At 72.9% G+C, this 22,087-nt stretch carries 22 protein-coding genes and 1 pseudogene; 11 read left to right on the forward strand and 12 right to left on the reverse strand.

Annotated elements, in window-relative coordinates; translation table 11 throughout:
* Window positions 1–24: 24 nt before the first annotated feature.
* Window positions 25–2,094 (forward strand): molybdopterin cofactor-binding domain-containing protein, encoded by a 2,070-nt coding sequence (locus tag ACWGKT_RS00780; protein ID WP_453272084.1) that lies wholly within the window; start codon window positions 25–27, stop codon window positions 2,092–2,094.
* 80 nt (window positions 2,095–2,174) lie between these two features.
* Window positions 2,175–2,645 (forward strand): (2Fe-2S)-binding protein, encoded by a 471-nt coding sequence (locus ACWGKT_RS00785; RefSeq protein ID WP_235452368.1) that lies wholly within the window; start codon window positions 2,175–2,177, stop codon window positions 2,643–2,645.
* 27 nt (window positions 2,646–2,672) lie between these two features.
* Here ACWGKT_RS00785 and ACWGKT_RS00790 read toward each other — a convergent pair whose 3' ends face one another.
* On the reverse strand, window positions 2,673–3,647 hold the full coding sequence (locus ACWGKT_RS00790) for an alpha/beta hydrolase (protein ID WP_453271892.1): 975 nt from the start codon (window positions 3,645–3,647) through the stop codon (window positions 2,673–2,675).
* 36 nt (window positions 3,648–3,683) lie between these two features.
* Window positions 3,684–4,988 carry an MFS transporter gene (locus tag ACWGKT_RS00795; protein WP_453271893.1) on the reverse strand — a complete coding sequence of 435 codons (1,305 nt, stop codon included), beginning with the start codon at window positions 4,986–4,988 and terminating at the stop codon, window positions 3,684–3,686.
* A 56-nt stretch (window positions 4,989–5,044) separates the two neighbouring features.
* On the opposite strand from ACWGKT_RS00795, the gene ACWGKT_RS00800 reads away from it, so the two are divergent.
* Window positions 5,045–6,034, forward strand: a complete 990-nt coding sequence (locus ACWGKT_RS00800; RefSeq protein ID WP_453272085.1) for a metalloregulator ArsR/SmtB family transcription factor — start codon at window positions 5,045–5,047, stop codon at window positions 6,032–6,034.
* Window positions 6,035–6,101: 67 nt separating this feature from the next.
* Window positions 6,102–6,983, forward strand: coding sequence for an LLM class F420-dependent oxidoreductase (locus ACWGKT_RS00805; protein ID WP_453271894.1), 882 nt, complete (start codon window positions 6,102–6,104; stop codon window positions 6,981–6,983).
* 133 nt (window positions 6,984–7,116) lie between these two features.
* On the opposite strand, the gene ACWGKT_RS00810 is transcribed toward ACWGKT_RS00805, so the two are convergent.
* Window positions 7,117–7,674, reverse strand: a complete 558-nt coding sequence (locus ACWGKT_RS00810) for an NADPH-dependent FMN reductase (protein WP_235452372.1) — start codon at window positions 7,672–7,674, stop codon at window positions 7,117–7,119.
* A 98-nt stretch (window positions 7,675–7,772) separates the two neighbouring features.
* Between ACWGKT_RS00810 and ACWGKT_RS00815 the strand changes: the two genes are divergently transcribed.
* Window positions 7,773–8,456 carry a TetR/AcrR family transcriptional regulator gene (locus ACWGKT_RS00815; RefSeq protein WP_356144679.1) on the forward strand — a complete coding sequence of 228 codons (684 nt, stop codon included), beginning with the start codon at window positions 7,773–7,775 and terminating at the stop codon, window positions 8,454–8,456.
* A gap of 124 nt (window positions 8,457–8,580) precedes the next feature.
* Here the strand turns inward: ACWGKT_RS00815 and ACWGKT_RS00820 are convergent, their stop codons facing one another.
* A complete protein-coding gene (locus ACWGKT_RS00820; protein ID WP_453271895.1) occupies window positions 8,581–9,717 on the reverse strand; it encodes an FAD-dependent oxidoreductase in 1,137 nt (378 codons plus the stop codon).
* A gap of 141 nt (window positions 9,718–9,858) precedes the next feature.
* Entirely contained in the window at window positions 9,859–10,542 is a 684-nt protein-coding gene (locus tag ACWGKT_RS00825; RefSeq protein WP_453271896.1) for a TetR/AcrR family transcriptional regulator, read from the reverse strand.
* 125 nt (window positions 10,543–10,667) lie between these two features.
* On the opposite strand from ACWGKT_RS00825, the gene ACWGKT_RS00830 reads away from it, so the two are divergent.
* Window positions 10,668–11,714 (forward strand): LacI family DNA-binding transcriptional regulator, encoded by a 1,047-nt coding sequence (locus ACWGKT_RS00830; protein ID WP_453271897.1) that lies wholly within the window; start codon window positions 10,668–10,670, stop codon window positions 11,712–11,714.
* Window positions 11,715–11,858: 144 nt separating this feature from the next.
* Here ACWGKT_RS00830 and trxA read toward each other — a convergent pair whose 3' ends face one another.
* Window positions 11,859–12,239 carry a thioredoxin gene (trxA, locus tag ACWGKT_RS00835; protein WP_356144687.1) on the reverse strand — a complete coding sequence of 127 codons (381 nt, stop codon included), beginning with the start codon at window positions 12,237–12,239 and terminating at the stop codon, window positions 11,859–11,861.
* 119 nt (window positions 12,240–12,358) lie between these two features.
* Here trxA and ACWGKT_RS00840 point away from each other — a divergent pair, with 119 nt between their 5' ends.
* Window positions 12,359–13,795: a dihydrolipoyl dehydrogenase family protein gene (locus tag ACWGKT_RS00840; RefSeq protein ID WP_453271898.1), complete on the forward strand. Its 1,437-nt coding sequence runs from the start codon at window positions 12,359–12,361 to the stop codon at window positions 13,793–13,795.
* A 22-nt stretch (window positions 13,796–13,817) separates the two neighbouring features.
* Here ACWGKT_RS00840 and ACWGKT_RS00845 read toward each other — a convergent pair whose 3' ends face one another.
* The 3 genes from ACWGKT_RS00845 to ACWGKT_RS00855 form a co-directional block, all read right to left on the reverse strand.
* Window positions 13,818–14,495, reverse strand: coding sequence for a peptide deformylase (locus ACWGKT_RS00845; RefSeq protein ID WP_453271899.1), 678 nt, complete (start codon window positions 14,493–14,495; stop codon window positions 13,818–13,820).
* A gap of 127 nt (window positions 14,496–14,622) precedes the next feature.
* Window positions 14,623–14,970, reverse strand: a complete 348-nt coding sequence (locus tag ACWGKT_RS00850) for a tetratricopeptide repeat protein (RefSeq protein ID WP_356144836.1) — start codon at window positions 14,968–14,970, stop codon at window positions 14,623–14,625.
* A gap of 88 nt (window positions 14,971–15,058) precedes the next feature.
* Window positions 15,059–15,505 (reverse strand): MarR family transcriptional regulator, encoded by a 447-nt coding sequence (locus ACWGKT_RS00855; RefSeq protein ID WP_453271900.1) that lies wholly within the window; start codon window positions 15,503–15,505, stop codon window positions 15,059–15,061.
* A gap of 51 nt (window positions 15,506–15,556) precedes the next feature.
* Between ACWGKT_RS00855 and ACWGKT_RS00860 the strand changes: the two are divergent.
* Both ACWGKT_RS00860 and ACWGKT_RS00865 read left to right on the forward strand, forming a co-directional pair.
* Window positions 15,557–15,880, forward strand: a pseudogene (locus tag ACWGKT_RS00860) (hypothetical protein); the annotation flags it as partial.
* 159 nt (window positions 15,881–16,039) lie between these two features.
* Window positions 16,040–16,918: a COG4705 family protein gene (locus ACWGKT_RS00865; protein WP_453271901.1), complete on the forward strand. Its 879-nt coding sequence runs from the start codon at window positions 16,040–16,042 to the stop codon at window positions 16,916–16,918.
* Window positions 16,919–16,922: 4 nt separating this feature from the next.
* On the opposite strand, the gene ACWGKT_RS00870 is transcribed toward ACWGKT_RS00865, so the two are convergent.
* The 3 genes from ACWGKT_RS00870 to ACWGKT_RS00880 form a co-directional block, all read right to left on the reverse strand.
* Window positions 16,923–18,302: a sensor histidine kinase gene (locus tag ACWGKT_RS00870; protein WP_453271902.1), complete on the reverse strand. Its 1,380-nt coding sequence runs from the start codon at window positions 18,300–18,302 to the stop codon at window positions 16,923–16,925.
* Window positions 18,299–18,961 (reverse strand): response regulator transcription factor, encoded by a 663-nt coding sequence (locus ACWGKT_RS00875; protein WP_356144701.1) that lies wholly within the window; start codon window positions 18,959–18,961, stop codon window positions 18,299–18,301. The genes ACWGKT_RS00870 and ACWGKT_RS00875 overlap by 4 nt, the downstream gene beginning before the upstream one ends.
* 190 nt (window positions 18,962–19,151) lie before the next feature.
* The gene (locus ACWGKT_RS00880; protein ID WP_356144703.1) at window positions 19,152–19,934 is read right to left on the reverse strand and encodes a COG4705 family protein; all 783 of its coding nucleotides are present in this window, start codon (window positions 19,932–19,934) and stop codon (window positions 19,152–19,154) included.
* Between the two features lie 335 nt (window positions 19,935–20,269).
* Between ACWGKT_RS00880 and ACWGKT_RS00885 the strand changes: the two genes are divergently transcribed.
* Together ACWGKT_RS00885 and ACWGKT_RS00890 are read left to right on the forward strand one after the other, a co-directional pair.
* Entirely contained in the window at window positions 20,270–21,217 is a 948-nt protein-coding gene (locus tag ACWGKT_RS00885) for an ATP-binding cassette domain-containing protein (RefSeq protein WP_356144705.1), read from the forward strand.
* Window positions 21,214–22,053 carry an ABC transporter permease gene (locus tag ACWGKT_RS00890; RefSeq protein ID WP_453271903.1) on the forward strand — a complete coding sequence of 280 codons (840 nt, stop codon included), beginning with the start codon at window positions 21,214–21,216 and terminating at the stop codon, window positions 22,051–22,053. Before ACWGKT_RS00885 ends, ACWGKT_RS00890 begins: the two co-directional genes overlap by 4 nt.
* Window positions 22,054–22,087: the final 34 nt, after the last annotated feature.

A 22,087-nucleotide genomic window follows, 5' to 3' on the forward strand; every position in this document is an offset into this window, starting at 1 on the left:
GGCGGGCTGTCCCGCCGGAGATTCATGGTCTACACGCTGGCCGCGACCACCCTCACGGTCGCCGCGCCGCTCGCCTGCGACTCCCCGTCCGCCCAGGGCGCCGAGGGCGCGCGGGCCTCCGACGTCCTGGTGACCGGCGCCGACGAGGAGATGCTCGTCCTGGAGGTCACGGCGCAGAACAAGGTGGTCGTCCGGCTGCCGCGCGTCGAGGTCGGCCAGGGCATCACCACCGCGGTCGCCATGATGATCGCCGAGGAGCTCGACGCCCGGCTCGCCGATGTCGACATCCCGCTCGCCGATGCCCGGACCAAGGGCAACCAGTACACCGGCGGTTCCAGCTCGGTCAGTTCGCTGTACGGCCCGGCCCGGCAGCTCGCCGCCACGGCCCGCGCCAAGCTGGTGACCGCCGCCGCCCAGCGGTGGCACCTGCCCGCGCGGACCCTGCGCACCTGGAACGGCCGGGTCGTGGCGCCGGACGGGCGCAACGCCACCTTCGGCGCGCTCACCGAGGCCGCCGCCCGGATCCGTCACCCGGCCGTGTCCGACAAGCCCAAGCCGGCCTCCCGGCACCGGGTGATCGGCCGGCCGACGAACCGGATCGACGCGCGGGACATCGTCACCGGCCGCGCCAGGTTCGCGGGCGACCTGCCGGCCGCCGGGGCGAAGCCCACCGTGGTGGCCCGGCCGCCGACGGTCAGGGGCAAGCTCGTCTCGGTGGACGACACGGCGGCCCGGGCCATGCCCGGCGTCCTCGCGATCGTCAAGGCCGCCGGCACGGTCGCCGTGGTCGCCGAGTCCTTCCACTACGCCCTCAAGGCCAGGGACGCGCTGCGCATCACCTGGGCCCCGGGCCCGCTCGCGCCGTTCTCGGACGCCGCGATCCGGTCCCGGCTGAAGGCCGCCGTCCCCCGGTCCTCCACGCCGCCGCGCGGATCGACCCAGGTGCAGGGCGAGTTCGAGTTCGCGTTCGTCAGCCATGCCCCGATGGAGGTGCTGACGGCGGTCGCGGACGTCCGCGCCGACCGCGCGGAGTTCTGGTTCTCCACGCAGACGCCGATGGACGCGCGCGACAGCCTCGCCCAGACGGTCGGGCTGCCCGCGTCCAAGGTCCGGGTGCATGTCGTGCGCGGCGGTGGCTCGTTCGGACGGCGGCTGAACTTCGACGCCGCGATCGAGGCGGCTCTGATCTCGAAGGCGGCCCGCCGCCCGGTGAAACTGATGTGGACCCGCGCCGACGACATCCGGCACGGCCGGATGCGCCCGGCCAGCCACCACCGGATCCGGGCGAGCGTCTCGGGAGGTCGGGTGGTGGCCTTCGAGCACCTGATGGCCTCGGTGGGCGAGTCGTTCGACGGGAAGGGCCTGGCCGCGCAGGGCGGCGTCACCCGCGCCGCCGGCCCGGTGCCCAGCGACAGCGGCCTGTACAACTTCGGCCGCGTCGGCGGGAATTCGGGCGGGATCCAGCTGCCGATCCCGCTGGGCGCCTGGCGGTCGGTGGACTCCGGCACGATGCGGACGGCCGAGGAGGTCGTCGTCGACGAGGTCGCCCGCGCCCTGGGCAAGGACCCGGTCGCCTTCCGGCGCACCACGCTGCGGAGCAAGGCGGTGCGGGCCGTGCTCGACAAGGTCGCCGCCGCCGGTCACTGGGGCCGCGCCATGCCGGCCGGCACCGGCCAGGGCGTGGCCGTCCACGAGGAGTACGGCTCCTGCGTGGCCTGCCTCGTCGAGATCGACGCCACTGACCCGAAGAAGCCCCGGGTGACCAAGGTGGTCATGGCGGCGGACGTCGGTACCTGCGTCAACCCGCGTGGCCTGGAAGCCCAGTTGATGGGCACGGCGATGGACGGGATCTCCACCGTCCTGCAGGCCGGCCTGCACATCGACCGGGGCGCCGTCCGCGAGGGCAGCTTCGCCGACTTCCGCTACGCCCGCCAGGGACAGGCACCGCTGCGCTTCGAGGCGCACGTCATGCCCTCCCACGGCGAGCCGGGCGGCGCGGGCGAACTCGGGGTGCCGGCCGCGGCCGGAGCCGTCGCCAACGCGTACGCCCGCGCGACCGGCACCAGGCCCCGCCGCTTCCCGCTCAACTTCTGATCCATTTCCGATCGCTGCCGATCGCTGCCGATCAGCTCCTGATCGAACTCCCCATCTGATCGACTTCCGAGAAGGCCCCGATGCGTTCGTACTCCTTCGTCCTCAACGGAAAACCCGTCACCGTCGAGGCACCCGACGACATGCCGCTGTTGTGGGTGCTGCGCGACCTGCTCGGCGTCACCGGCCCCAAGTACGGCTGCGGGGTGGGCGTCTGCCGCGCCTGCACCAGCCATCTCGACGGCGCGGAGATCCAGCCCTGCGTCGTGCCCGTCGCGGACTGCGCCGACCGGACCGTCACCACCATCGAGGGGCTGGCCGACGGGGACACCCTGCACCCCGTCCAACAGGCCTGGATCGACCGCGACGTGGCGCAGTGCGGCTTCTGCCAGCCCGGGCAGATCATGGCCGCGGCCGCTCTGTTGAAGAGGACGTCCCACCCGACCGACGCCGACATCGACCGCATCGAGAACGTGTGCCGCTGCGGCACCTACGCCCGGATCCGCGAGGCGATCAAACAGGCCGCCGCGGCGAGCCCCCCGGCCCAGGGCTGACCTGGCCCAGGGCTGACCGGGCCCACGCTACTGCGCCAGCAGCCTGCGCAGCCAGTCCAGTTGCGCCGCACGCGCCGCCCGCGACAGCGCCGCCTGCGGGGCGAAGCCGTCGAAACCGTGGAAGCCGCCCGGCCAGACGTGGAGTTCGGCCACGCCGCCGGCCTGCCACAGCCGCGAGGCGTAGGCGACGACCTCGTCGCGGAAGGTCTCCGCGGATCCGACGTCCAGGAAGGCGGGCGGCAGACCGGACAGGTCCGTGGCGCGGGCCGGGGCGGCGTACGGCGACACGTCCGGCCCGCCCCGCGCGTCGCCGAGCAGCGCGCTCCAGCCGGTCTCGTTGGCCGTACGGTCCCAGAGGCCGAGCCCCGCCATCTGGTGGGTGGACGGGGTGTCGTTGCGGTCGTCGAGCATCGGGCACATCAGCATCTGCCCGATGGCCCGCGGCCCTTCCTCGTCCCGCAGCCGCAGGGCCAGTGCCGCGGCGAGGCCGCCGCCCGCGCTGGTCCCGGCGATCACGATCCGCTCCGGGTCGGCGCCGAACTCCTCGGCGTGCGCGGCCGTCCACAGCAGACCCGCGTGGACGTCGTCGATCGGGGCCGGGTGCGGATGCTCCGGCGCCAGCCGGTACTCCACCGACACCACCACCGCGTCCAGTTCCCTCGCCCACTCCAACGGACTGTCCACGCCGAACCTGTTGTCGCCGAGGACCATCCCGCCGCCGTGCACCTGGTAGACGACCGGCAGCGGGCCGGCGGTGGCCGGGGCGGTGGGGCGGCAGATCAGCAGGGAGATGTCGGGCGCGTCCAGGGGCCCTGGGACGACCCGGTCCGCCACCTCGAACGCGCCGCCCAGGGTGAGGTCGAGCGGCGTGAGCGCCCCGACCGTGGCTTGCTGCCGGACGGTGTCGATCTCCTCCCGGGTGAAGCCCGGCGAGACCACGTCCTTGATCAACTCCAGCGATGCGGCGAGTTCCGGGTCGAACGGGGGCGGGGCCGAGCTCATGGCGTCTCCTCCTGTTGGCCACTGGGACATCAGTCATCATCCGCGCGCGGCGGGCGAACCGGGGGCCGCCGTCCGGCGGAAGCCGCCCGCCGCCAGGCGGGTGGCGTCGTCCCGACCCGTCTGCCCCGTCCGCCGGTTCGGACTCCGCGGGCTCGCCAGGTGCCGGCCGAGGGCCACGGCGGTGAGGACGGCCACCAGGGCGCACACCCCCGGCCAGGCGAAGGCGGCGTAGGCGCGGGCGCCGAGCCAGGAGCCCAGGCTGCCACCGAGGTACGCGCACGTCATGTAGGCGGTGTTGAGGCGGCTGCGGACCTCGGCGCCCAGGGCGTAGACGCGCACCTGGTTGGCGACCATGCCGGACTGCATCCCGACGTCGAGCAGCAGCGTGCCCACCACCAGGGCCGTCAGCCCCGCCGCGCCGCCGAACCCGCCGCACGCCAGCACGGCCGCCGAGACGGCCACCCCCAGGAAGCACACGAGGTTCACCGTGTCCGGGCCTCGCCGGTCCACCTGACGTCCGGCGACCGGCGTGACCAGCATCGTCGCCGCGTTGACCAGCGCGAGCAGTCCGACCGCGTCCGCGCCCATGCCGTAGACGGGGCCGGTCAGCAACAGCGCGACGCCGGTCCACACGGCGGAGAATCCGGCGAACACCGTGGCCTGGTAGAGGCAGGAGCGGCGCAGTAGGGGCTCGGCGCCCAGCAGGCGCAATGGCTCGGTGAGCAGGGCCGGATAGCGGTCCCTGGCGGAGGGCGCCGTGGCCGGGAGCGTACGGGCCAGGAGTGCGGCGACCGTCAGGGAGAGCAGGGCGGCCAGGACGTACGGAGCCCGCCAGCCGAGCCGGTCGCCGAGCGTGCCGCCGATCGCGCGGGACAGCAGCATGCCCGCGATGGCGCCGCTCAGCAGGGTGCCGCCGATCACCCCGCGCCGCCCTTCGGGGACCAGACCGGCCGCCAGCGGCCCGGCCAGCGGGGCGATCACCGTGGTGACACCGACCAGGGCGCTCGCGCCGAGGAGGAGCGGCAGCCCGGGCGCGGCGGCCGCGACGGCCAGTCCGAGGCCGGTCAGCGCGAGCAGCGTGACGAGCAGAGGGCGGTGCGGGAACCGGTCGCCGAGCGGGACCAGCAGGAAGATGCCCGCCGCGTAGCCGAACTGGGTCGCGGTGACCACGGAGGTGGCCGCGTCGGGGGAGACATGCAGGCCCGCGGCGGCGAGCGGGCCGATGGTCTGCGGGAAGTACACGTTCCCGACCGCGACCCCGCAGGCGAGCGCCAGCAGGGCGATCACCCGCGACGACACGGGCGCGGCCGCAGTAGCCTGCCGGTGGATGTGATCCGTCATGCGTCGAAGTCCAGGCCACGGACGAGCGGTTGCCAAAGAATGAAGACGGGGGCTACATGATCGGCTTCCGGCTCGGTGCCGAGGACCTCGCGGACACCCGGTTCGCGATCTCTCCGCTGTCCGAGGTCATGGGCAGCCTGCGCGCGCTGCGCGCCCCCGCCCTCTACCCGCTGCACGCCCGGTGGCGCGCCCGCGTCCTCGGCACCCTCGACCCGGCCGACCTGCCGCTGCTGTCCGCGCTGGTGGGCGACACCCTGGCGCTGCCCGACTTCCTGACGCCCCGCCCGACGGACTTCGCGCCCGCCTTCGAGGACGAGTTGGCCGCCGTACGTGCCACGCCAGTGGAGGTCGTACGGCGCGACCTGCTCGCCGCCCACGCGCCCCGGCCGCTCCCGCACGCCCTGCGGCAGGCCGCGGCACCCGGCGACGCGCCCGTGCGCGACCTGGTCGACGCCCTCTGCGCGGTGCTGCGCCGCTACTGGACAGCGGCCCTGCTGCCGCACTGGCCCCGGATGCGGCTCGTGCTGGAGGGCGACATCACCTATCGAGCCCGGCAGTTGGCCATGGGCGGCGCGCGGCTGCTCTTCGGCGACCTGCACCCGAACCTGCGCTGGCGGGACAGCGTGCTGACCGTCGACAAGATGATCGGCCACCACCAAGTGGACGCGTCGGGGCGGGGGTTGAGACTCGTCCCGTCACTGTTCGCGCACAAGCCCGCGCCGCCGATCAGCGCCGCCGAGGCGCCGATGGTCGCCTACCCCGGCCGGGGCGCCGCCACCCTCTGGGAACCGCGACCCGGCCCCGACGCCTCGGCGCTCGCCGCCCTGCTCGGCGCGCCCCGGACGACCGTCCTGCGCCTGCTGGCCGAGCCCCTCCCGACGGTGGAGCTCGCCCGCCGCCTCGGGGTGACACCGAGCGCCGTCTCCCAGCACCTGCGGGTACTGCACGGCACCGGCCTGGTGACCCGCGCCCGCGACGGACGGAGGGTGCTCTACCGACGCACTCCCCTGGGCGACACGCTCGCCGGGCAACCGGGCGCCGGTTGACTTCGAGAGCGCTCGAAGTCCTAGCTTCGTGTGCGACGGCGAGGATCCGGTCGCGAGGGAGACGGACATGCGCGTGGGCGTGCACATCAACCGGTTCGACCACTTGGGCGGCGGGCCCGCGCTCGGCGGCGAACTGGCCGCCGCGGGTGCCGCGGCCGAGGCGGCGGGCGTGAGCTGGCTGTCGGTGATGGACCACTACTTCCAGATGGAGTTCAACGGCGGCGCCGAGGCACCGATGCTGGAGGCCTACACGACGCTGGGCTACCTCGCCGGCCACACCTCCACGGTCCGACTCGGCGCGCTGGTGACCGGCGTGACGTACCGCCGTCCCGGGCTGCTGGCCAAGATCGCCACCACCCTCGACGTGCTGTCCGGCGGCCGGGCCACACTCGGCATCGGGGCGGCCTGGTACGACCGCGAGCACCACGGGCTCGGCGTGCCCTACCCGCCACTGGCCGAGCGGTTCGAGCGGCTGGAGGAGACCCTGCGGATCTGTCTGCAGATGTGGGACCCGCGGGACAACGGCCCCTTCGAGGGCCGGCACTACCGGCTCGCCGAGACCCTGTGCGTACCGGCGCCGGTGAGCGCGCCGCACCCGGAGATCATGATCGGGGGCGGGGGAGAGAAGAAGACGCTCCGGCTGGCCGCCCAGTACGCGGACGCCTGCAACCTGATCCCCTCGTCCCCCGAGGAACTGCGGCACAAGCTGGAGGTGCTGCGCGGGCACTGCGACGCGGTCGGCCGCGACTACGACACCGTCCGCAAGACCTTCGCCTACACCGGCGACCCCGCCACCACCGGCGACCTCGACGCCTTCCTGCGCGACATCGACGGGTACGCGAAGCTCGGCATCGACACGGTGATCCTGGCGCCGCGCCTGGGCGAGACGGCCGAGTGGATCGAGAGGTTCGCCGCGCCTGCCGTGCGCCGGCTGGCCGACCTCGACTGACGAGAGCGGGCCGGGGCGGGGCGGTCGGGGACGCCGGGCGGGGGCGGGATCCGGCGGTCGAGGCGGGAGCGGGCGGCGCGAAGGGGCCGGAGCTCGGTGAGCTCCGGCCCCTTCGGCGTGCGGGGGGCCCGGATCAGGCGGCCGCGCCCACGTTGCCGTGCAGGCGCGCGACGACCTCGGTCAGCTGCGCGGCGACCTCGGCGTCGTCGACCGGGTGGGTCTCGGCGAAGCGGGTCACGGAGCCGGGGATGGAGAGCTTGATGTCCTCGATCACCTTGCCACCGGCGATGCCCACGGCCTTGCGGGCCTCGTCCTGCGCCCACACGCCGCCGTACTGGCCGAAGGCGGTGCCGATCACGGCGACGGGCTTGCCGCCGAAGGCGCCGGCGCCGTACGGGCGGGACAGCCAGTCGATGGCGTTCTTCAGGACGGCCGGGATCGTGCCGTTGTACTCGGGGGAGAAGAGCAGGAACGCGTCGGCGGCCTGGGCAGCCTCACGCAGACGCGCGGCGGCGGCCGGCACGCTGCCCTCGACGTCGAGGTCCTCGTTGTAGAAGGGGATCTCGGCCAGGCCCTCGTAGACATTGACCTCGGAGCCCTCCGGAGCGACCTTGACGGCCGCCTCGGCGAGCTGGCGGTTGTGGGAACCGGCGCGGAGGCTGCCGACGAGCGCGAGGATACGAACAGACATGGGGAACTCCAAGGGGGGTGAAACACTGCCGCTACATCCGGACCGGGGTCCGCTTAGTTTCTAGCACCCCAAACGGACCGTGGTCCAGTTTTCTTCCCGTGCTTTACGCTGTCTTCATGTCCAGCGCCCTGCCGCCCTTCCCTAAGCAGCCCCAGGAGCTCGTCGAAACACCCCAGTTGCTGGAGGTCGGCTCGGCGCCCGACGAGCCGTGCCTGCGCGCCGACGCGGCCCGCAACCGTGCCCGGCTGCTGGAGGCGGCCGCCCGGCTGGTCGCGGAGCACGGAGCGGCCGGGGTCACCATGGAGGCGGTGGCCGCCGCGGCCGAGGTGGGCAAGGGGACGGTCTTCCGCCGCTTCGGGGACCGCACCGGCCTGCTCACGGCGCTGCTGGACCATTCCGCGAAGACGCTGCAGGCGGACTTCCTCTGCGGGCCGCCGCCGCTGGGCCCCGGCGCACCGCCGGTCGAGCGGCTGCGGGCGTTCGGCGTGGCGGTGCTCTACCGCACGGCCGAGCAGCTGGACCTGCAGCTGGCCGCCCAGGCGGACGGGGCCCGCCGGTTCTCCCACCCCTCGGTGAGGGCGCTGCACACGCACGTCCTGGTGCTGCTGCGGCAGGTCCAGCCGGACGCCGACTGCGAGCTCCTCGCCCACACGCTGATGAGCCGTCTCGACCCCGCCCTGATCCTCCATCTGACCCGGGAGTGCGGGATGCCCATGGAGCGGCTGGAGGCCGGCTGGCTCGACCTCGTCGCCCGGGTGACGGGCACGGAGGCGGCCGGGTGACGGGGGGCGGTCGTCCGCGTGACGGTTGCGCGGTCGTCCGCGGGTACGGAGGTGTCCGTGGGCGCGGTGGTGTCCGTGGGCGCGGTGGTGTCCGCGGGTACGGATCCGTCCCGCCGAGCCCCGTTCAGCCGCCGGCGGTGAACATGTCGATCAGCCCCTGCGGGGCGTCGGCGCCGAACAGCAGCTCGATGCCGCGCGCGGAGTCTGCCGCGGCCGCCTCGCCGCGCGGGAACAGCCGCTCCTCGTAGGCGGCCAGCGCCGCCTCGGTCGCGCCGGGGTGCGCGGCGATGGCCAGGCCCAGTTCGGCGCCGTCGAGCAGCGCCAGGTTGGCGCCCTCGCCCGCGAACGGCGACATCAGATGGGCGGCGTCGCCGAGCAGCGTGACACCGGGGACCCGGTCCCAGCGGTGGCCGACGGGCAGGGCGTGGATGCGCCGCGGCACCAGCGCGCCGTCCGCGTCCGCGACCAGTGACCGCAGGCTCTTGTCCCAGCCTGCGAAGTGCTCCAGCACGGCGGCCTTGGCCGCCTCGGTGTCGCCGAAGTCGATGCCGTCCGGCCACTCCTCGGGGGCCACCACGGCGACGTACACGTGCAGGCTGCCGTCGCTCTCGCGGTGGGCGAGGAAGCCCCGCCCGGGCGCGAGCGCGAAGAGCATGCCGCCGCCGACGACCTCCGCGCCCACCGGGTGCCGCAGTTCGGCCTCCAGCAGGTCCGCCTCGATGAACGAGACGCCCGTGTAGGCGGGTTGGGCGGGGGAGAGCAGCGGGCGGATCCGGGACCAGGCGCCGTCCGCGCCGACCAGGAGGTCCGTGGTGAACCCGCTGCCGTCCGCGAGTACGACCTCGTGCCGGCCGCCGCCGAGCGGGCGGGCCGCGGTGACCTTCGCGCCCCAGCGGATCGTGCCCTGCGGCAGCGAGTCCAGCAGCAGGTCGCGCAGCGCGCCGCGGTCGATCTCGGGCCGCCCGCCGGTGCCGTCGTCGGCCTCGGCCCTGCGGACCACGGCGTCCTTGTCGAGGACCCGCAGCTCCTGGCCGCCCGGGAGGACCCGTGCGAGGAACCGCTCGTGCAGTCCGGCGGCGCGCAGGGCCTCCTGCCCGGACTCGTCGTGGATGTCGAGCATGCCGCCCTGGGCGCGGACGTCGGGCGAGACGTCGAGGTCGAAGACGGCCGCCTCGATGCCGTGCACGTGCAGGACCCGGGCGAGGGCGAGCCCGCCCAGTCCGGCGCCTACGACGGCTATGGGGTGGTGGGGCAAGGGCATGGTGGCCTCCTGAGGTGTGCTCGGTGGGGTGTGGCGGTCCACTCGCCCCGGGGCGTGGTCGAGTCGGCCCGGGGGAGGGTGGGTTCGGCCCGGGGAGCGTCAGTCCGGCCCGGCGGGTGGTCAATTCGGCCCGGTAGGTGGTCAGTTCGGTACGGCGGTCCGCTCGATGCCGCCGATCAGTGCCTGGAACGCCCACGACAGGCGGGTCTCGGGCGCCCCCGACACCAGCTCGCCGGCGGTCGCGGCGATGTGCGGGTGGGTGCGGTCGGACGCCTCGCGCAGGGCCCGGGTCAGGGCGTCCCAGTCGTCCCGGGCGAGGGGTGAGGCGTCCTGGCCGGAGTGCTCGGCGGCCGTCGCGGTGGCGTGCTGGAGGAGCAGGTCCACGCCCCACGCGGCCTGCGCGGGCGGCACCCCGCCCTCGTCCAGCAGCGCCAGCAGCGTCTCGATCAGGTTCAGGTAGTGCGGGCCGCTGGGGCGGGCCGACAGCGCGGAGCGGGCGAGGCTCGGGTGTTCGAGGAGCATCACGGTGTACGCGGTGAGCACCCGCTCCAGCCGCTCCCGCCAAGTTCCCTCGGCCGGGGCCGGTCCGACGGTGCCGAGCAGTTCGTCCAGGACGGCGGCGTGCAGCTCGTCGGTGTTGCGCACGTACACGTACAGCGAGGCCGGGCCGGTGTCGAGCTCCTGGGCCAGGCGGCGCATGGTGACCTTCCGGAGTCCTTCGGCGCGCAGCACGGCGACGGCGGCGGCCACGATGCCCTTCCTGGTCAGGGCGGGCTTGGCCGGGCGCTCGCGGCGGCTGCGGGGGGAGTCGGGGCGGGCTGTCATGTCTTCACGCTAACGAACATGTTCGTAAAGAACAAGTACGTGACGAACATGTTCGTCGCAGGGTGGCCGTAGGGCGGAAATCGGGCGTTCCCCCGCCGGTTTCAGGCCTCGGCGCTTCTGCCAAGATGCGGTACGTCATGGTGCAGATACCGAACACGCCCTCGTCCGCGTCGCCCGCACCGCGCTCCGTTCCCACGAGCGCCGATGTCGCCCGACTGGCCGGCGTATCGCGCGCGACCGTCTCCTACGTCCTCAACAACACCAGCGCCGTGCGGATCAGCGAGGCCACGCGCCGTCGCGTCCACGAAGCCGCCGAGGAACTCGGCTACGTGCCCCACGCCGCCGCCCGCAGCCTGCGCGCCGGGCACAGCCGCATCGTCCTGATGCCCGCCCCGACCGTGCCGGTCGGCCCGCTCTACAGCCAGTTCATCAACGATCTCCAGTGGGCGCTCGGCCGCCTCGACTACACGGTGGTGCAGTTCGGCACCGTCGGTCTGCGGGGTGACGAGGCCGCCCGCGCCTGGGCCGAACTGCGGCCGGTGGCCGTACTGGCGCCCGGCGCGGGACTCGGCCCCCATGGCGTCGCGGTCCTCAAGCGGGCCGGTGCCCGCGCCGTGGTCACGCTCGGCCCCGACGGCGTCGAGGGGGCCCACGCGCTGCTCATGGACCACGACAGCGTCGGCCACTGCGCCGGCACCCACCTGTACGCCCGAGGCCGGCGCCGGATCGGCGTCGTCGTACCCGAGGAACCCGGACTGGAGGTCTTCTCCCGGCCTCGCCTCGACGGCGTACGCCAGGCCCTGCGCGACACCGACGCGACGGTGACCGAGCTGCCGCTCGCCCACGAGGAACGGGCGGCCGCCGAACTGGCCGCGCGCTGGCGGCAGTCGGGACTGGACGCCGTCTTCGCCTACAACGACGAGTACGCGATGCTGCTGATGCGCGCCCTGCAGGACGAGGGCGTCCGCGTCCCCGAGGATGCGGCGGTGATCGGCGCCGACGACCTGATGCTCGGTCGGCTGCTGCGGCCCCGGCTCAGCACGGTCCACATCGACCTGCCCTCCGGCCGCGACCTCGCCGAACTGGTCGACCGCGCGGTGCGCGACCCCGGCGCCGAACCCGAGACCCACAAGGTGCTCGGAGCGTCGGTGGTGCACCGCGACTCCACCTGACGGCGGACTCCGTACGGGCCGGCCGGTCCGAAGCGGACGCAGAACCGCCCGCGGCGCGCGACGCGCCGCGGGCGGTACCCATCAGCATCTCTTTCACCGGCCCGCGGTCCGGACCTGAGCCGGACCCTGCGGGGCCTTGCCGGCCTACTGCTCGCCGCCCTCCGCCTGCTGCGCGGCGACGGCCTTGCGGACCTCGTCCATGTCCAGCTTGCGGGCCTGGCCGATGACGTCCGTCAGGGCGGCCTCCGGCAGGGCGCCAGGCTGGGCGAACACGGCGACCCGGTCGCGGACGATCATCAGCGTGGGGATCGACTGGATACCGAAGGCCGCGGCCAGCTCCGGCTGGGCCTCGGTGTCCACCTTGCCGAACACCAGGTCCGGGTTCTCCTCGGCCGCCTTCTCGTAGACCGGCGCGAACTGACGGCACGGCCCGCACCAGGACGCCCAGAAGTCGATCAGGACGAAGTCGTTGTCCGTGACCGTCTGGTCGAAGTTCTCCTTGGTGAGCTCCACGGTGCTGCTCATGCGCGATTCCTTCTTCCTGCTGTGGGGGCGAAGCCGTGGGCACAACACGGCCATCCGGTGAGGTATTCCGCGCTCGTACCCGTGTGGCCCTCGCGCACACCACCCAGCAGACTGTGCCCATGACGGAAACGGAATCCATCGCGTACGACGTCGTGGTGCTCGGGGCCGGACCCGTGGGGGAGAACGTGGCCGACCGCACCCGCGCGGCCGGTCTGTCCACCGCGGTCGTGGAGAGCGAGCTGGTCGGCGGCGAGTGCTCGTACTGGGCGTGCATGCCCAGCAAGGCCCTGCTGCGCCCGGTCATCGCCCGCGCCGACGCCCGCCGCCTGCCCGGCCTCGCCCAGGCTGTGCAAGGCCCCCTCGACACCACGGCGGTCCTCGCCCGCCGCGACGACTACACCTCGCACTGGAAGGACGACGGCCAGGTCGGGTGGCTCGACGGCATCGGCGCCGACCTGTACCGCGGCCACGGCCGCCTCGCCGGACCGCGCACGGTCACCGTGACCGGCCCCGACGGCGACGTCACGACCCTCACCGCCCGGCACGCGGTCGCCGTCTGCACCGGCACCCGCGCCCAGCTGCCCGGCCTGCCAGGGCTCGCCGACGTCAAGCCCTGGACCAGCCGCGAGGCCACCAGCGCCCAGGCCGCGCCCGGCCGGCTGATCGTGGTGGGCGGCGGCGTGGTCGCCACCGAGATGGCCACCGCCTGGCAGGCCCTCGGCTCCCAGGTCACCCTCCTGGTCCGGGGCAAGGGCCTGCTGCCCCGCATGGAGCCCTTCGCCGGCGAACTGGTGGCCGATGCGCTCGCCGAGGCCGGTTCGGAGGTCCGTCTCGGCACCTCCGTCGCGTCCGTGACCCGCGAGAACGGCACCGTCGTGGCGGTCACCGACGCCGGCGACCGCATCGAGGCCGACGAGATCCTCTTCGCCACCGGCCGCGCCCCGCACACCGACGACATCGGTCTCGACTCGATCGGCCTGGAGCCCGGTTCCTGGCTGCCCGTCGACGACAGCCTCCGGGTCACCGGCAGCGACTGGCTCTACGCGGTCGGCGACGTCAACCACCGCGCCCTGCTCACCCACCAGGGCAAGTACCAGGCGCGCATCGCGGGCGCCGCCATCGCGGCCCGCGCCCTGGGCGTGCCCATCCTGGAGTCGGACCCCTGGGGCGCCCACGCCGCCACGGCCGACCACCACGCCGTACCCCAGGTCGTCTTCACCGACCCCGAGGCCGCCGCCGTCGGCCTGTCCCTCGCCGAGGCCGAACAGGCCGGCCACCGCGTCCGGGCCGTCGACGTCGAGCTCTCCTCGGTCGCCGGCGCGGGCCTGTACGCCGACGGCTACCGGGGCCGCGCCCGCATGGTCGTCGACCTGGACGAGGAGATCCTGCGCGGTGTCACCTTCGTCGGCCCCGGCGTCGGCGAACTGATCCACTCGGCGACCATCGCGGTCGCCGGCCAGGTCCCGGTCAACCGCCTCTGGCACGCTGTCCCGTCCTACCCGACGATCAGCGAGGTCTGGCTGCGCCTGCTGGAGGCGTACCGGGACGGCGCCTGACCGGCCCCGGCCCCACCGCCCGCTAGCGGCCTTCCCCTTCCCGGCCCGTGGGGAGAGGGAAGCCGAGCGCCGCTGCCGCCGCCTCCGGTGTCGGCTGTGTCCAGCGCTCCAGCATCGACTGGTTGGAGGACAGGGAGCGCAGTTCCGCGCGGTCGAGGTAGAGGGTGCCGTCGAGGTGGTCCGTCTCGTGCTGGACGATGCGGGCGGGCCAGCCGGTGAACGTCTCGTCGACGGTGCGGCCGTGTTCGTCCTGGGCGCGCAGGCGCACCTCGGAGTGGCGGGCGACCACGGCCTGCCAGCCCGGCACGCTCAGGCAGCCCTCGAAGAACGCGGCGCGGGCGGTGCCGACCGGCTCGTACGACGGGTTGACCAGGACGCGGAACGGCTGCGGGACCCGGCCGCGGGCGAGCCGTACCTCGTCCGGGACCGGCGCCGGATCCTCGATGACCGCGAGCCGGAGTTCCAGGCCGACCTGTGGCGCGGCCAGTCCGACGCCCGGGGCCGCATGCATGGTGCGGCGCAGCGCCTCGATGAAACGGGCCAGCAGGGCGGGCTCCAGCTGGCCGTCGAACGGCTCGGTGCCGCGCCGCAGTACGGGGTCGCCGGCCGCGACGATGGGCAACGGGCCGTCACCCGCGAGGAGTTGCTCGACCCGTTCGACGAGGGGCGCGCGTTCGGCACGGTCATGGGGAGTCGCCATCGGGTCAGCATGCCACGGGCCGCCCGGTGGCGGTGTCGGCCCGGAGCGTCGAGCGCATGCGCGGGGCCCGGTTCAGGTGAACCGGGCCCCGTGTGCCGTGCGTCGGCGCCGTGCGCCGCCGCCGTGATCAGTCGCGGTCGAGGTCGCCCGCGAGCGCCGAGGCGATCCGCAGGTGCGGCTGCGCCTCCGCGTCCCGCGCCTGCCGCTGGAGCGTGCGGCCCAGCAGCAGCCGGGCGTAGTGCTCCACCGGGTCGCGCTCGACGATCACGCGCAACTCGGCCTCGGCGCGCCGCAGTTGGGCCGAGTGGTAGTAGGCGCGCGCCAGCAGCAGCCGGGGTCCGGTCTGCTCCGGCACCTCCTCGACCAGCCCGGCCAGGACGCGGGCCGCGCCCGCGTAGTCCTTGGCGTCGAAGAACTGCCGCGCGCGCTCCCAGCGCTCGGCCGCCGTTCCGTGGTCGTAGTACGTCGTCTCCACCTGAGTCTCCACTCGTGACCTCCTTCGAGGCCGACAACGGAGCCAGTTGGTTCAATATTCCACTACTCGATTCCGCTACTTGGCTCGGCTAACTGCCGAGGGTGGCCAGCTCGGCGTTGGCCCGCTCGGTCACTAGGGTCAGCACGCGGCCGGCGACGGCCCGGTCCTCCTCGGAGATGCCCGCGTAGAGGCGGTCGGCGACGGCCGCGCCCTCGGCGGAGGCCTTGGCGTACAGGTCCCGGCCCGCGTCCGTGATCCGCATGCGGGAGGGTGCTTCCGGGGTCAGCAGCCCCGCCGTGATCAGTCCGTCGATCGAGCCCTGGGCCTCGGAGGCGCCGATCTTGACGGTGCCGACGACGCCGTCGACCAGCGCGTCGCGCTCGACGGACCCGTCCGCGACGGTGACCAGCCGCAGGGTGACGAGCTGCGTGAAGCCGATGTCGTACGGGGCCAGGACGTGCTCCAGGACGGCCCGCGAGGCGTAGTGGGCCAGGCCGATGACGCGGCCGTCGGCGAGGGGTGCGGTGGTGGTCATGACTGCTCCGTCTCGTGGTCGGTCGTGCTGAACGGATCGAGTGGTGCGTCGAGCAGCGTGTCCGAGCGCATGGATCCCGGCTACTGGCTCTCCGCCGTCCTGTTCGCCTCGGCCATCGCCGCCATCGGCGTCGCGCACTTCGCGCTCGGGCTCGACGCGGTGTGGAGTTTCTGGATCGCCTACATCCTCACCCGGCCGCTCGGCGCCTCGATCGGTGACTACCTCTCCCAGCCGACCTCGGACGGCGGGCTGGGCCTCGGCACCGTGATCACCAGTGCCCTGTTCCTGGCCGTCATCCTGGGTCTGGTCGTGTATCTGGGGGTGACCCGCAAGGACGTCGCCACGCCGGAGCGGACCGGCCGACAGACGGTGTGAACTGCACCCTTTACGCGTTCAGGATGCGTTCAGGATCTCTGTGCCACGGTCGAAGAGATCGATCTCGGCCGCCGTCGGCGGCCGACTCAACTCACAGGGCGCTCGTCCCGACTCCGGGGGCGAGCGCCCTGTCGTTCGACCGGACAAGGAGAAGCTGAGTTGGAGAAATCCGAGGTCTTCACCGACCTCGACGTGGCGAACACGTCGGGAACGACCAAGTCGGTGATGAAGAAACTGCCCGAGGTCACGCTGGCTTTCTGGATCATGAAGATCGCCGCGACGACCCTGGGCGAGACGGCGGGCGACCTCTTCGCACAGACCCTGAAGCTGGGCTACTTCCTCACCACGATCGCGCTGTTCGTGATCTTCGTGGTGACACTCGTGGTGCAGCTGCGATCCAGCCGCTACAACCCGTTCTTCTACTGGACCGTGATCCTGTCGACCAGCATGGCCGGCACCACGATGTCCGACTTCATGAACCGTGACGCCAGCGCCAAGTTCCTCTCGAACGGCGCGACCAAGCTGGGCTGGGGCCCACAGGGCCTCGGCCTGGGCTACCCCGCCGGAGCGGCGATCCTGATCTCGATCCTCCTGGCGATCTTCCTCGCCTGGAAGCTGAGCGGGATGACCTTCCAGATCCGCGACATCGTCACCTTCAGGGGCGAGGCCCTGTTCTGGGCGGCGATCCTCGTGTCGAACACCCTCGGCACCTCGATGGGCGACTTCCTGTCCGACAGCTCCGGCCTCGGCTACGCCGGTGGCGCGCTCCTCGTGGCCGGGACGCTCGGCGTGCTCCTGGCGCTGATGAAGGTGCCGGTCGTGCCCAACGTGCTGCTGTTCTGGATCGCCTTCGTCCTCACCCGCCCGCTGGGCGCCACCGCGGGCGACTTCCTCACCAAGCCGGTCGCCAAGGGCGGCCTGGACCTCGGCACCGCGGGCTCGTCCGCCGTGCTGCTCGTCCTCCTGTTCGGGCTGATGGCGTACGCCCACCTGCAGGAGCGCCGGACCGTCACCGCGGCGGGGCACGAGGAGCGGTAGCCGGTCACCCGGCGGGGAGACTGACGGTGAACCTGGCTCCAGGCGTGTGCCCGGGATCGTAGGAGACCTCGCCGCCGACGGCGCGGGCCAGACGTCGCGCGAGCGGCAGTCCGAGGCCCGCGCCGTCGTGGCCGTCGCCGGTGTCGGCACGGCGGCCGGGCTGGAACAGCTCGTTCACGAACGGCTCGGGCACGCCGGGGCCGTCGTCGACGACGTCGATCCACACGCCACTGGGCAGGCGCCGCGCGGACACGACCACGCTGGAGCGGGCATAGCGGACGGCGTTGGCGAGCAGCGGGCCGACGATGCGTTCGAGGAGAGCGGGTGCCACTCCCGCCTCCAGCACCCGCGTGCCCGTCTCCACCGTGGCCTTCACCCGGTCCGGCGGGTCCAGGCTCCGCAGCAGGTCACTCAGCACGGGCACGACATCGGTCGTCGCGGGGGCGGTCGCCGGGTTGAGCGCGTTCTCGCGAGCGTCGTTGAGGAGCGTGTCGCAGATCGAGCGCATGGACTGGGCGGCCTCGCTGATCACCTCGTGGGTGGCCTGGGTCTCGGCGTCCGTGCGCGGGCCGGCCCGCCACCAGTCGAGTTCCATGATGATCCGGGCGAGCGGCGTGCGCAGTTCGTGGGACAGCTCTCCCGTCAGCTGCTGCTCATGGCGCAGTACGGTGCGTATGCGGTCGAGGAGCGCGTCCAACGAGCCGCCCAGACGGGCGAGTTCGGCCGGGTGATCCGCCGCGCCGAAGCGGTCGTCGGAGCCCACGGCGCTCCACTGGGTGGCCTGGTCGGTCATCGTCCGCACCGGTCGCAGCGCCCGGCCGACGGACAGGCGCGTGAGGATGTACGTGCACCCGAGCATCACCGCGTCCAGGACGAGCGACGCCAGCAGCAGGGTGTCGGCCGAACTGCGGTACGGAGCCAGGTCCAGGGCGGTGACGACCGTGGCCGTGGCGTCGCGGCCGGGGATCCGCTGGGAGCACAGCCGGACGGGCCGGTGACCGTCGGCCGTCGCGCACACCGGCTTCGGCTGTGCGGCCAGCCGGCCGGCGGCCCGGCTCAGCGGGCTCCCGGTGGTGGCGGAGGGGGGCTTCTCCAGCAGGCGGGCGCCCGCGTAGATCCACACGTTCGCGTCGAGGAGCCGGTCGTTGACGGTCTCCAGGACGCGTACCCGGGGACCGCTGGTGTCGACGGTGGTGGTCGCCGCCGCCGCTCTGGTGCGCAGCTCGTCGTCCGCCTGGTGTTGCAGGTGCTCGTCCATCACGGCGTTGAACGCCACGGTCAGGACCGTCATCAGCAGGGCGGCGGTGGCCAGCGCCACGAGGGAGAGCCGGCCCCGCAGGGTGCGCGGGACCAGGCGGCGCGAGCGGCGCAGGACTCGGTTCATGACAGGCGGTGTCCGACGCCACGTGCCGTCTCGATCGTCAGCCGGCTGCCGGCCTTGCGCAGCTTGCGGCGCAGTCGGGTCAGATACTGGTCCACCGTGTTGTCACTGACGTGCGTGCCCTCGGGCCAGCCGGCCCGGACCAGATCACGGCGCCGCACCAGCGTTCCGTCGGCGGCGACGAGTGTGGCCAGCAGCCGGAACTCCGTCGGGGAGAGGTCGGTGCGGACACCGTGCACGGTCGCACTGTGATCCACCGCGTCGAGGACCAGATCACCGGTCGCGGTGCTGGGGCGTGGGGCGGCCCGTCTGATCCCCGCGCGCAGCCTGGCGGCGAGTTCGGCGAGATGGAAGGGCTTCGGCAGATAGTCGTCGCCCCCGGCGGAGAAGCCGGACAGGCGGTCGGTGAGATGGTGCCGGGCGGTCAGGAAGATCACCGGGGCGAGGAAGCCGTTGGCGCGCATGGCCTGGCAGACGTCCCGCCCGTCCGAGTCGGGCAGGCCGACGTCCAGGACGGCCGCGGCGGTGTCGGCGGTCGCCAGCCGCAGGGCGGTGGCACCGTCGGGAGCGAGGACCGGCTCGAACTCCTCGTCCTGCAGGCCTCGGCGCAGCACGTCCCGCAGGGCGTGATCGTCCTCAACAACCAGGATCTTGGGTCGCATGATCCTCCGTCGGCCCTGCGGCCATGCTCGTACGTGCGAGGGGCGTCTCGGGCGGCCACCGGGCGGTCGCCCCCGAGCGAGCGGATGACCACAGAGAAGTAGACCGTCTACGCAACTGTAGACGAACCCGGGCCCAGGAGGGTTCCCGAGCCGCGCCTCCTCCTGTCGTACGCCCTGTCCGTCGTACGCCCTAGTAGCGCTCGACGTCCTGACGGGACACGGCCAGGTAACCCACGAAGCACACGATGGCGACCGTCCAGGCGAGGGTGACCGGCCCCAGCCCCAGTCCGAGCCCGCCGCGGGCATGACCGAGCGCCATCCAGTCGGCGAGGGAGGCACCGAGGGGACGGGTGATCACGTAGGCGGTCCAGAAGGACGTCACGGCGTTCAGGCCGGCGAAGCGGTGGGCGAGGGCGGGCACGCAGATCGCGGCGGCGAACAGGGCGACGGACCCCAGGTATCCGAAGCCGACGGTGGCGGTCAGGTCGCCGGCCGCGGTGCCGAGGGCGAACGTGGCGAGAACGGCCGCCCAGTAGAAGGCCTCGCGGCGGCGGGTGCGGATGCTGTGGATGGAGAGGGTGCGCTCACTGGCGTACCACAGGGCGAAGACGGCGGCCAGTGCGGTGAGGAACAGCGGGGTCGACACCGTGTAGGAGATGCCGAGGCCGACGTGCAGGACGTCGGCCGCCATCGTGCCGAACACGCTGACCATGACGATGGCCGTCCAGTACACCCAGGCGACGTACCGGCGGACGGCGAACTGGACGACCAGGGAAGCCACCAGGGCCAGACCGCCCAGCGCGACCGCCGGGACCGGGCCGAGCAGACGGGCCAGCAGATCCGATGCCGTCTCACCCATCCCCGTCGTGAGGACTTTGATCATCCAGAAGTAGACGGTCACTTCCGGCACCTTGTTCAGCAGGGTCCGGAGAGGAGCGAGGGGGCGGTCGTCGAGGAGGCGCTCTGTGGTCATGACGCGCACGATGACACGGTGAAGTCCCGGTTCCACAGATGCCTTTGCCATTGTTTTGACGCCTCAAATACATGAGTTTCAAAAGCGGGCCGGCAGTCTGACCACAACCTGAACACCTTGAGGAAATCCCTGGTCAGGCGAATTGCATCGGTGATAACCCGGTACTTTCGCATTGCCTGATCCGTGACGCGTCGGCTGGGTGTCCCGTAGTACCGCGGTACCACCGAAGCGCCCGGGTTCAGCCTCCGGTACCACCGATATGGGGCGATCTCGAACTTAGGTTGTGGGTGTGACGTCGGATGCGACGGACGCCGAGCCCGAGAGAAAGAGCGCCCATGATCGACGCACGGCAGCTGACCAAGAGGTACGGCGAGAAGACGGCCGTGGACGGCCTGGAATTCGTCGTGAAGCCGGGCACGGTGACCGGCTTTCTGGGCCCGAACGGAGCGGGCAAGTCCACGACGATGCGCATGGTCGTCGGCCTGGACGCCCCCACGAGCGGCTCCGTCACGGTGAACGGCCACCGCTACGGCCGGCATCGGGCGCCGCTCCAGGAGGTCGGCGCCCTCCTGGAGGCCAAGTCGGTCCACCCGGGCCGATCGGCCTACCACCACCTCAGGGCGCTGGCGCTGACGCACGGCATCCCCCGCCGACGCGTCGAGGAGGTCGTCGACATCGCCGGCCTGGGCAGCGTGGCCAGGAAACGGGCGGGTTCCTTCTCCCTCGGGATGGGCCAGCGGCTCGGCATCGCCGCGGCCCTGCTGGGCGACCCGCAGACGGTGATGCTGGACGAACCCGTCAACGGGCTCGACCCCGAAGGCGTGCTCTGGATCCGTAACCTCCTCACGTCGCTCGCCGAGGAAGGGCGCACGGTGTTCGTGTCGTCGCACCTGATGAGCGAGATGGCGCTGGTGGCCGACCACCTCATCGTCGTCGGGCGCGGTCGGCTGCTCGCCGACACGACCGTACGGGACCTGGTGCGCGAGGCGGGCGGCGACACCGTGCGCGTGGCCACGCAGGACCCGGCGCGGTTGAGGGACGTCCTGGCCGGGCCGGGCGTCGAGGTCACCGGGCGGATCGGCTCCGAGGAGTTGCAGGTCACCGGGCTGACCGCGCGCGAGATAGGCCTGACGGCCGCCGAACACGGGATCGCGCTGTTCGAACTGAGCACGCGCCAGGTGTCGCTGGAGGAGGCGTTCATGAACCTGACCAGGGATGCCGTGGAGTATCACGGCTCCACCACCGGCACCAGGACCGTCGAGTCCGTCGGGAGGCCCGCATGAGCACCCTCACGGCGGCCACCGAAGCGGCTCCCGCCGCGCCCGCGCGTCCCGCCTACCGGGTGACCGGTCGGCGCGTGCTCGCCTCGGAATGGGCCAAACTCTGGTCGCTGCGGTCGACCTGGATCACGCTCGGCCTGGGACTGCTGTTCCTCGTCGCGTTCGGACTGATCGCCGCGAGCCGCTACAAGTCCGGGCTCGGCTCCGGCCACATGGACCGGGACTTCGCCCGCTCGACCGCGCTGAGTCTGTCGCTGTTCGGCACGAACTTCGCCCAGTTGGCCCTGGGCGCCCTCGGTGTGCTGGTCACCGCGGGGGAGTACTCGACCGGCATGATCCGGTCCACCCTGGCGGCCGTACCGAGGCGTCTCCCGGTGCTCTGGTCGAAGGCGGCCGTGCTCGGCCTGGTGGCGCTGGTCATCGGCACGATCGGCGTGTTCGTCGCCTTCCTGTTCGGCAGCCGGATCGTCGCCGGAACACCCGCGGGCATGGACCTCCCGCACGCCGGGGTCCTGCGGAGCCTGCTGGGAGCCGGGCTCTACCTGGGCCTCGTCGGCGTGATCGGCACCGCCCTGGGCTCGCTGCTCCGCTCCGTGGCGGGCGGCATCTCGGTACTGGTCGCCGCGCTGATGCTGATCCCCGGACTGGTCACCCTGCTCCCCAGCTCCTGGCAGGACGACATCAGCCCCTGTCTGCCGAGCCACGCGGGCGAGTCGATGTTCGCCCTGACCCACGACGCCACCAGCCTGTCGCCCGGGTCCGGGCTGCTGGTCCTCCTCGGCTGGACCGCGCTCGCGCTGTCCGGGGCGGCGTACCGGCTGCTGCGCAGCGACGTCTGACACCCCGCATGATGATCAGGTGACCCCCGTGACC

The organism is Streptomyces sp. NPDC054794 (assembly GCF_053611585.1).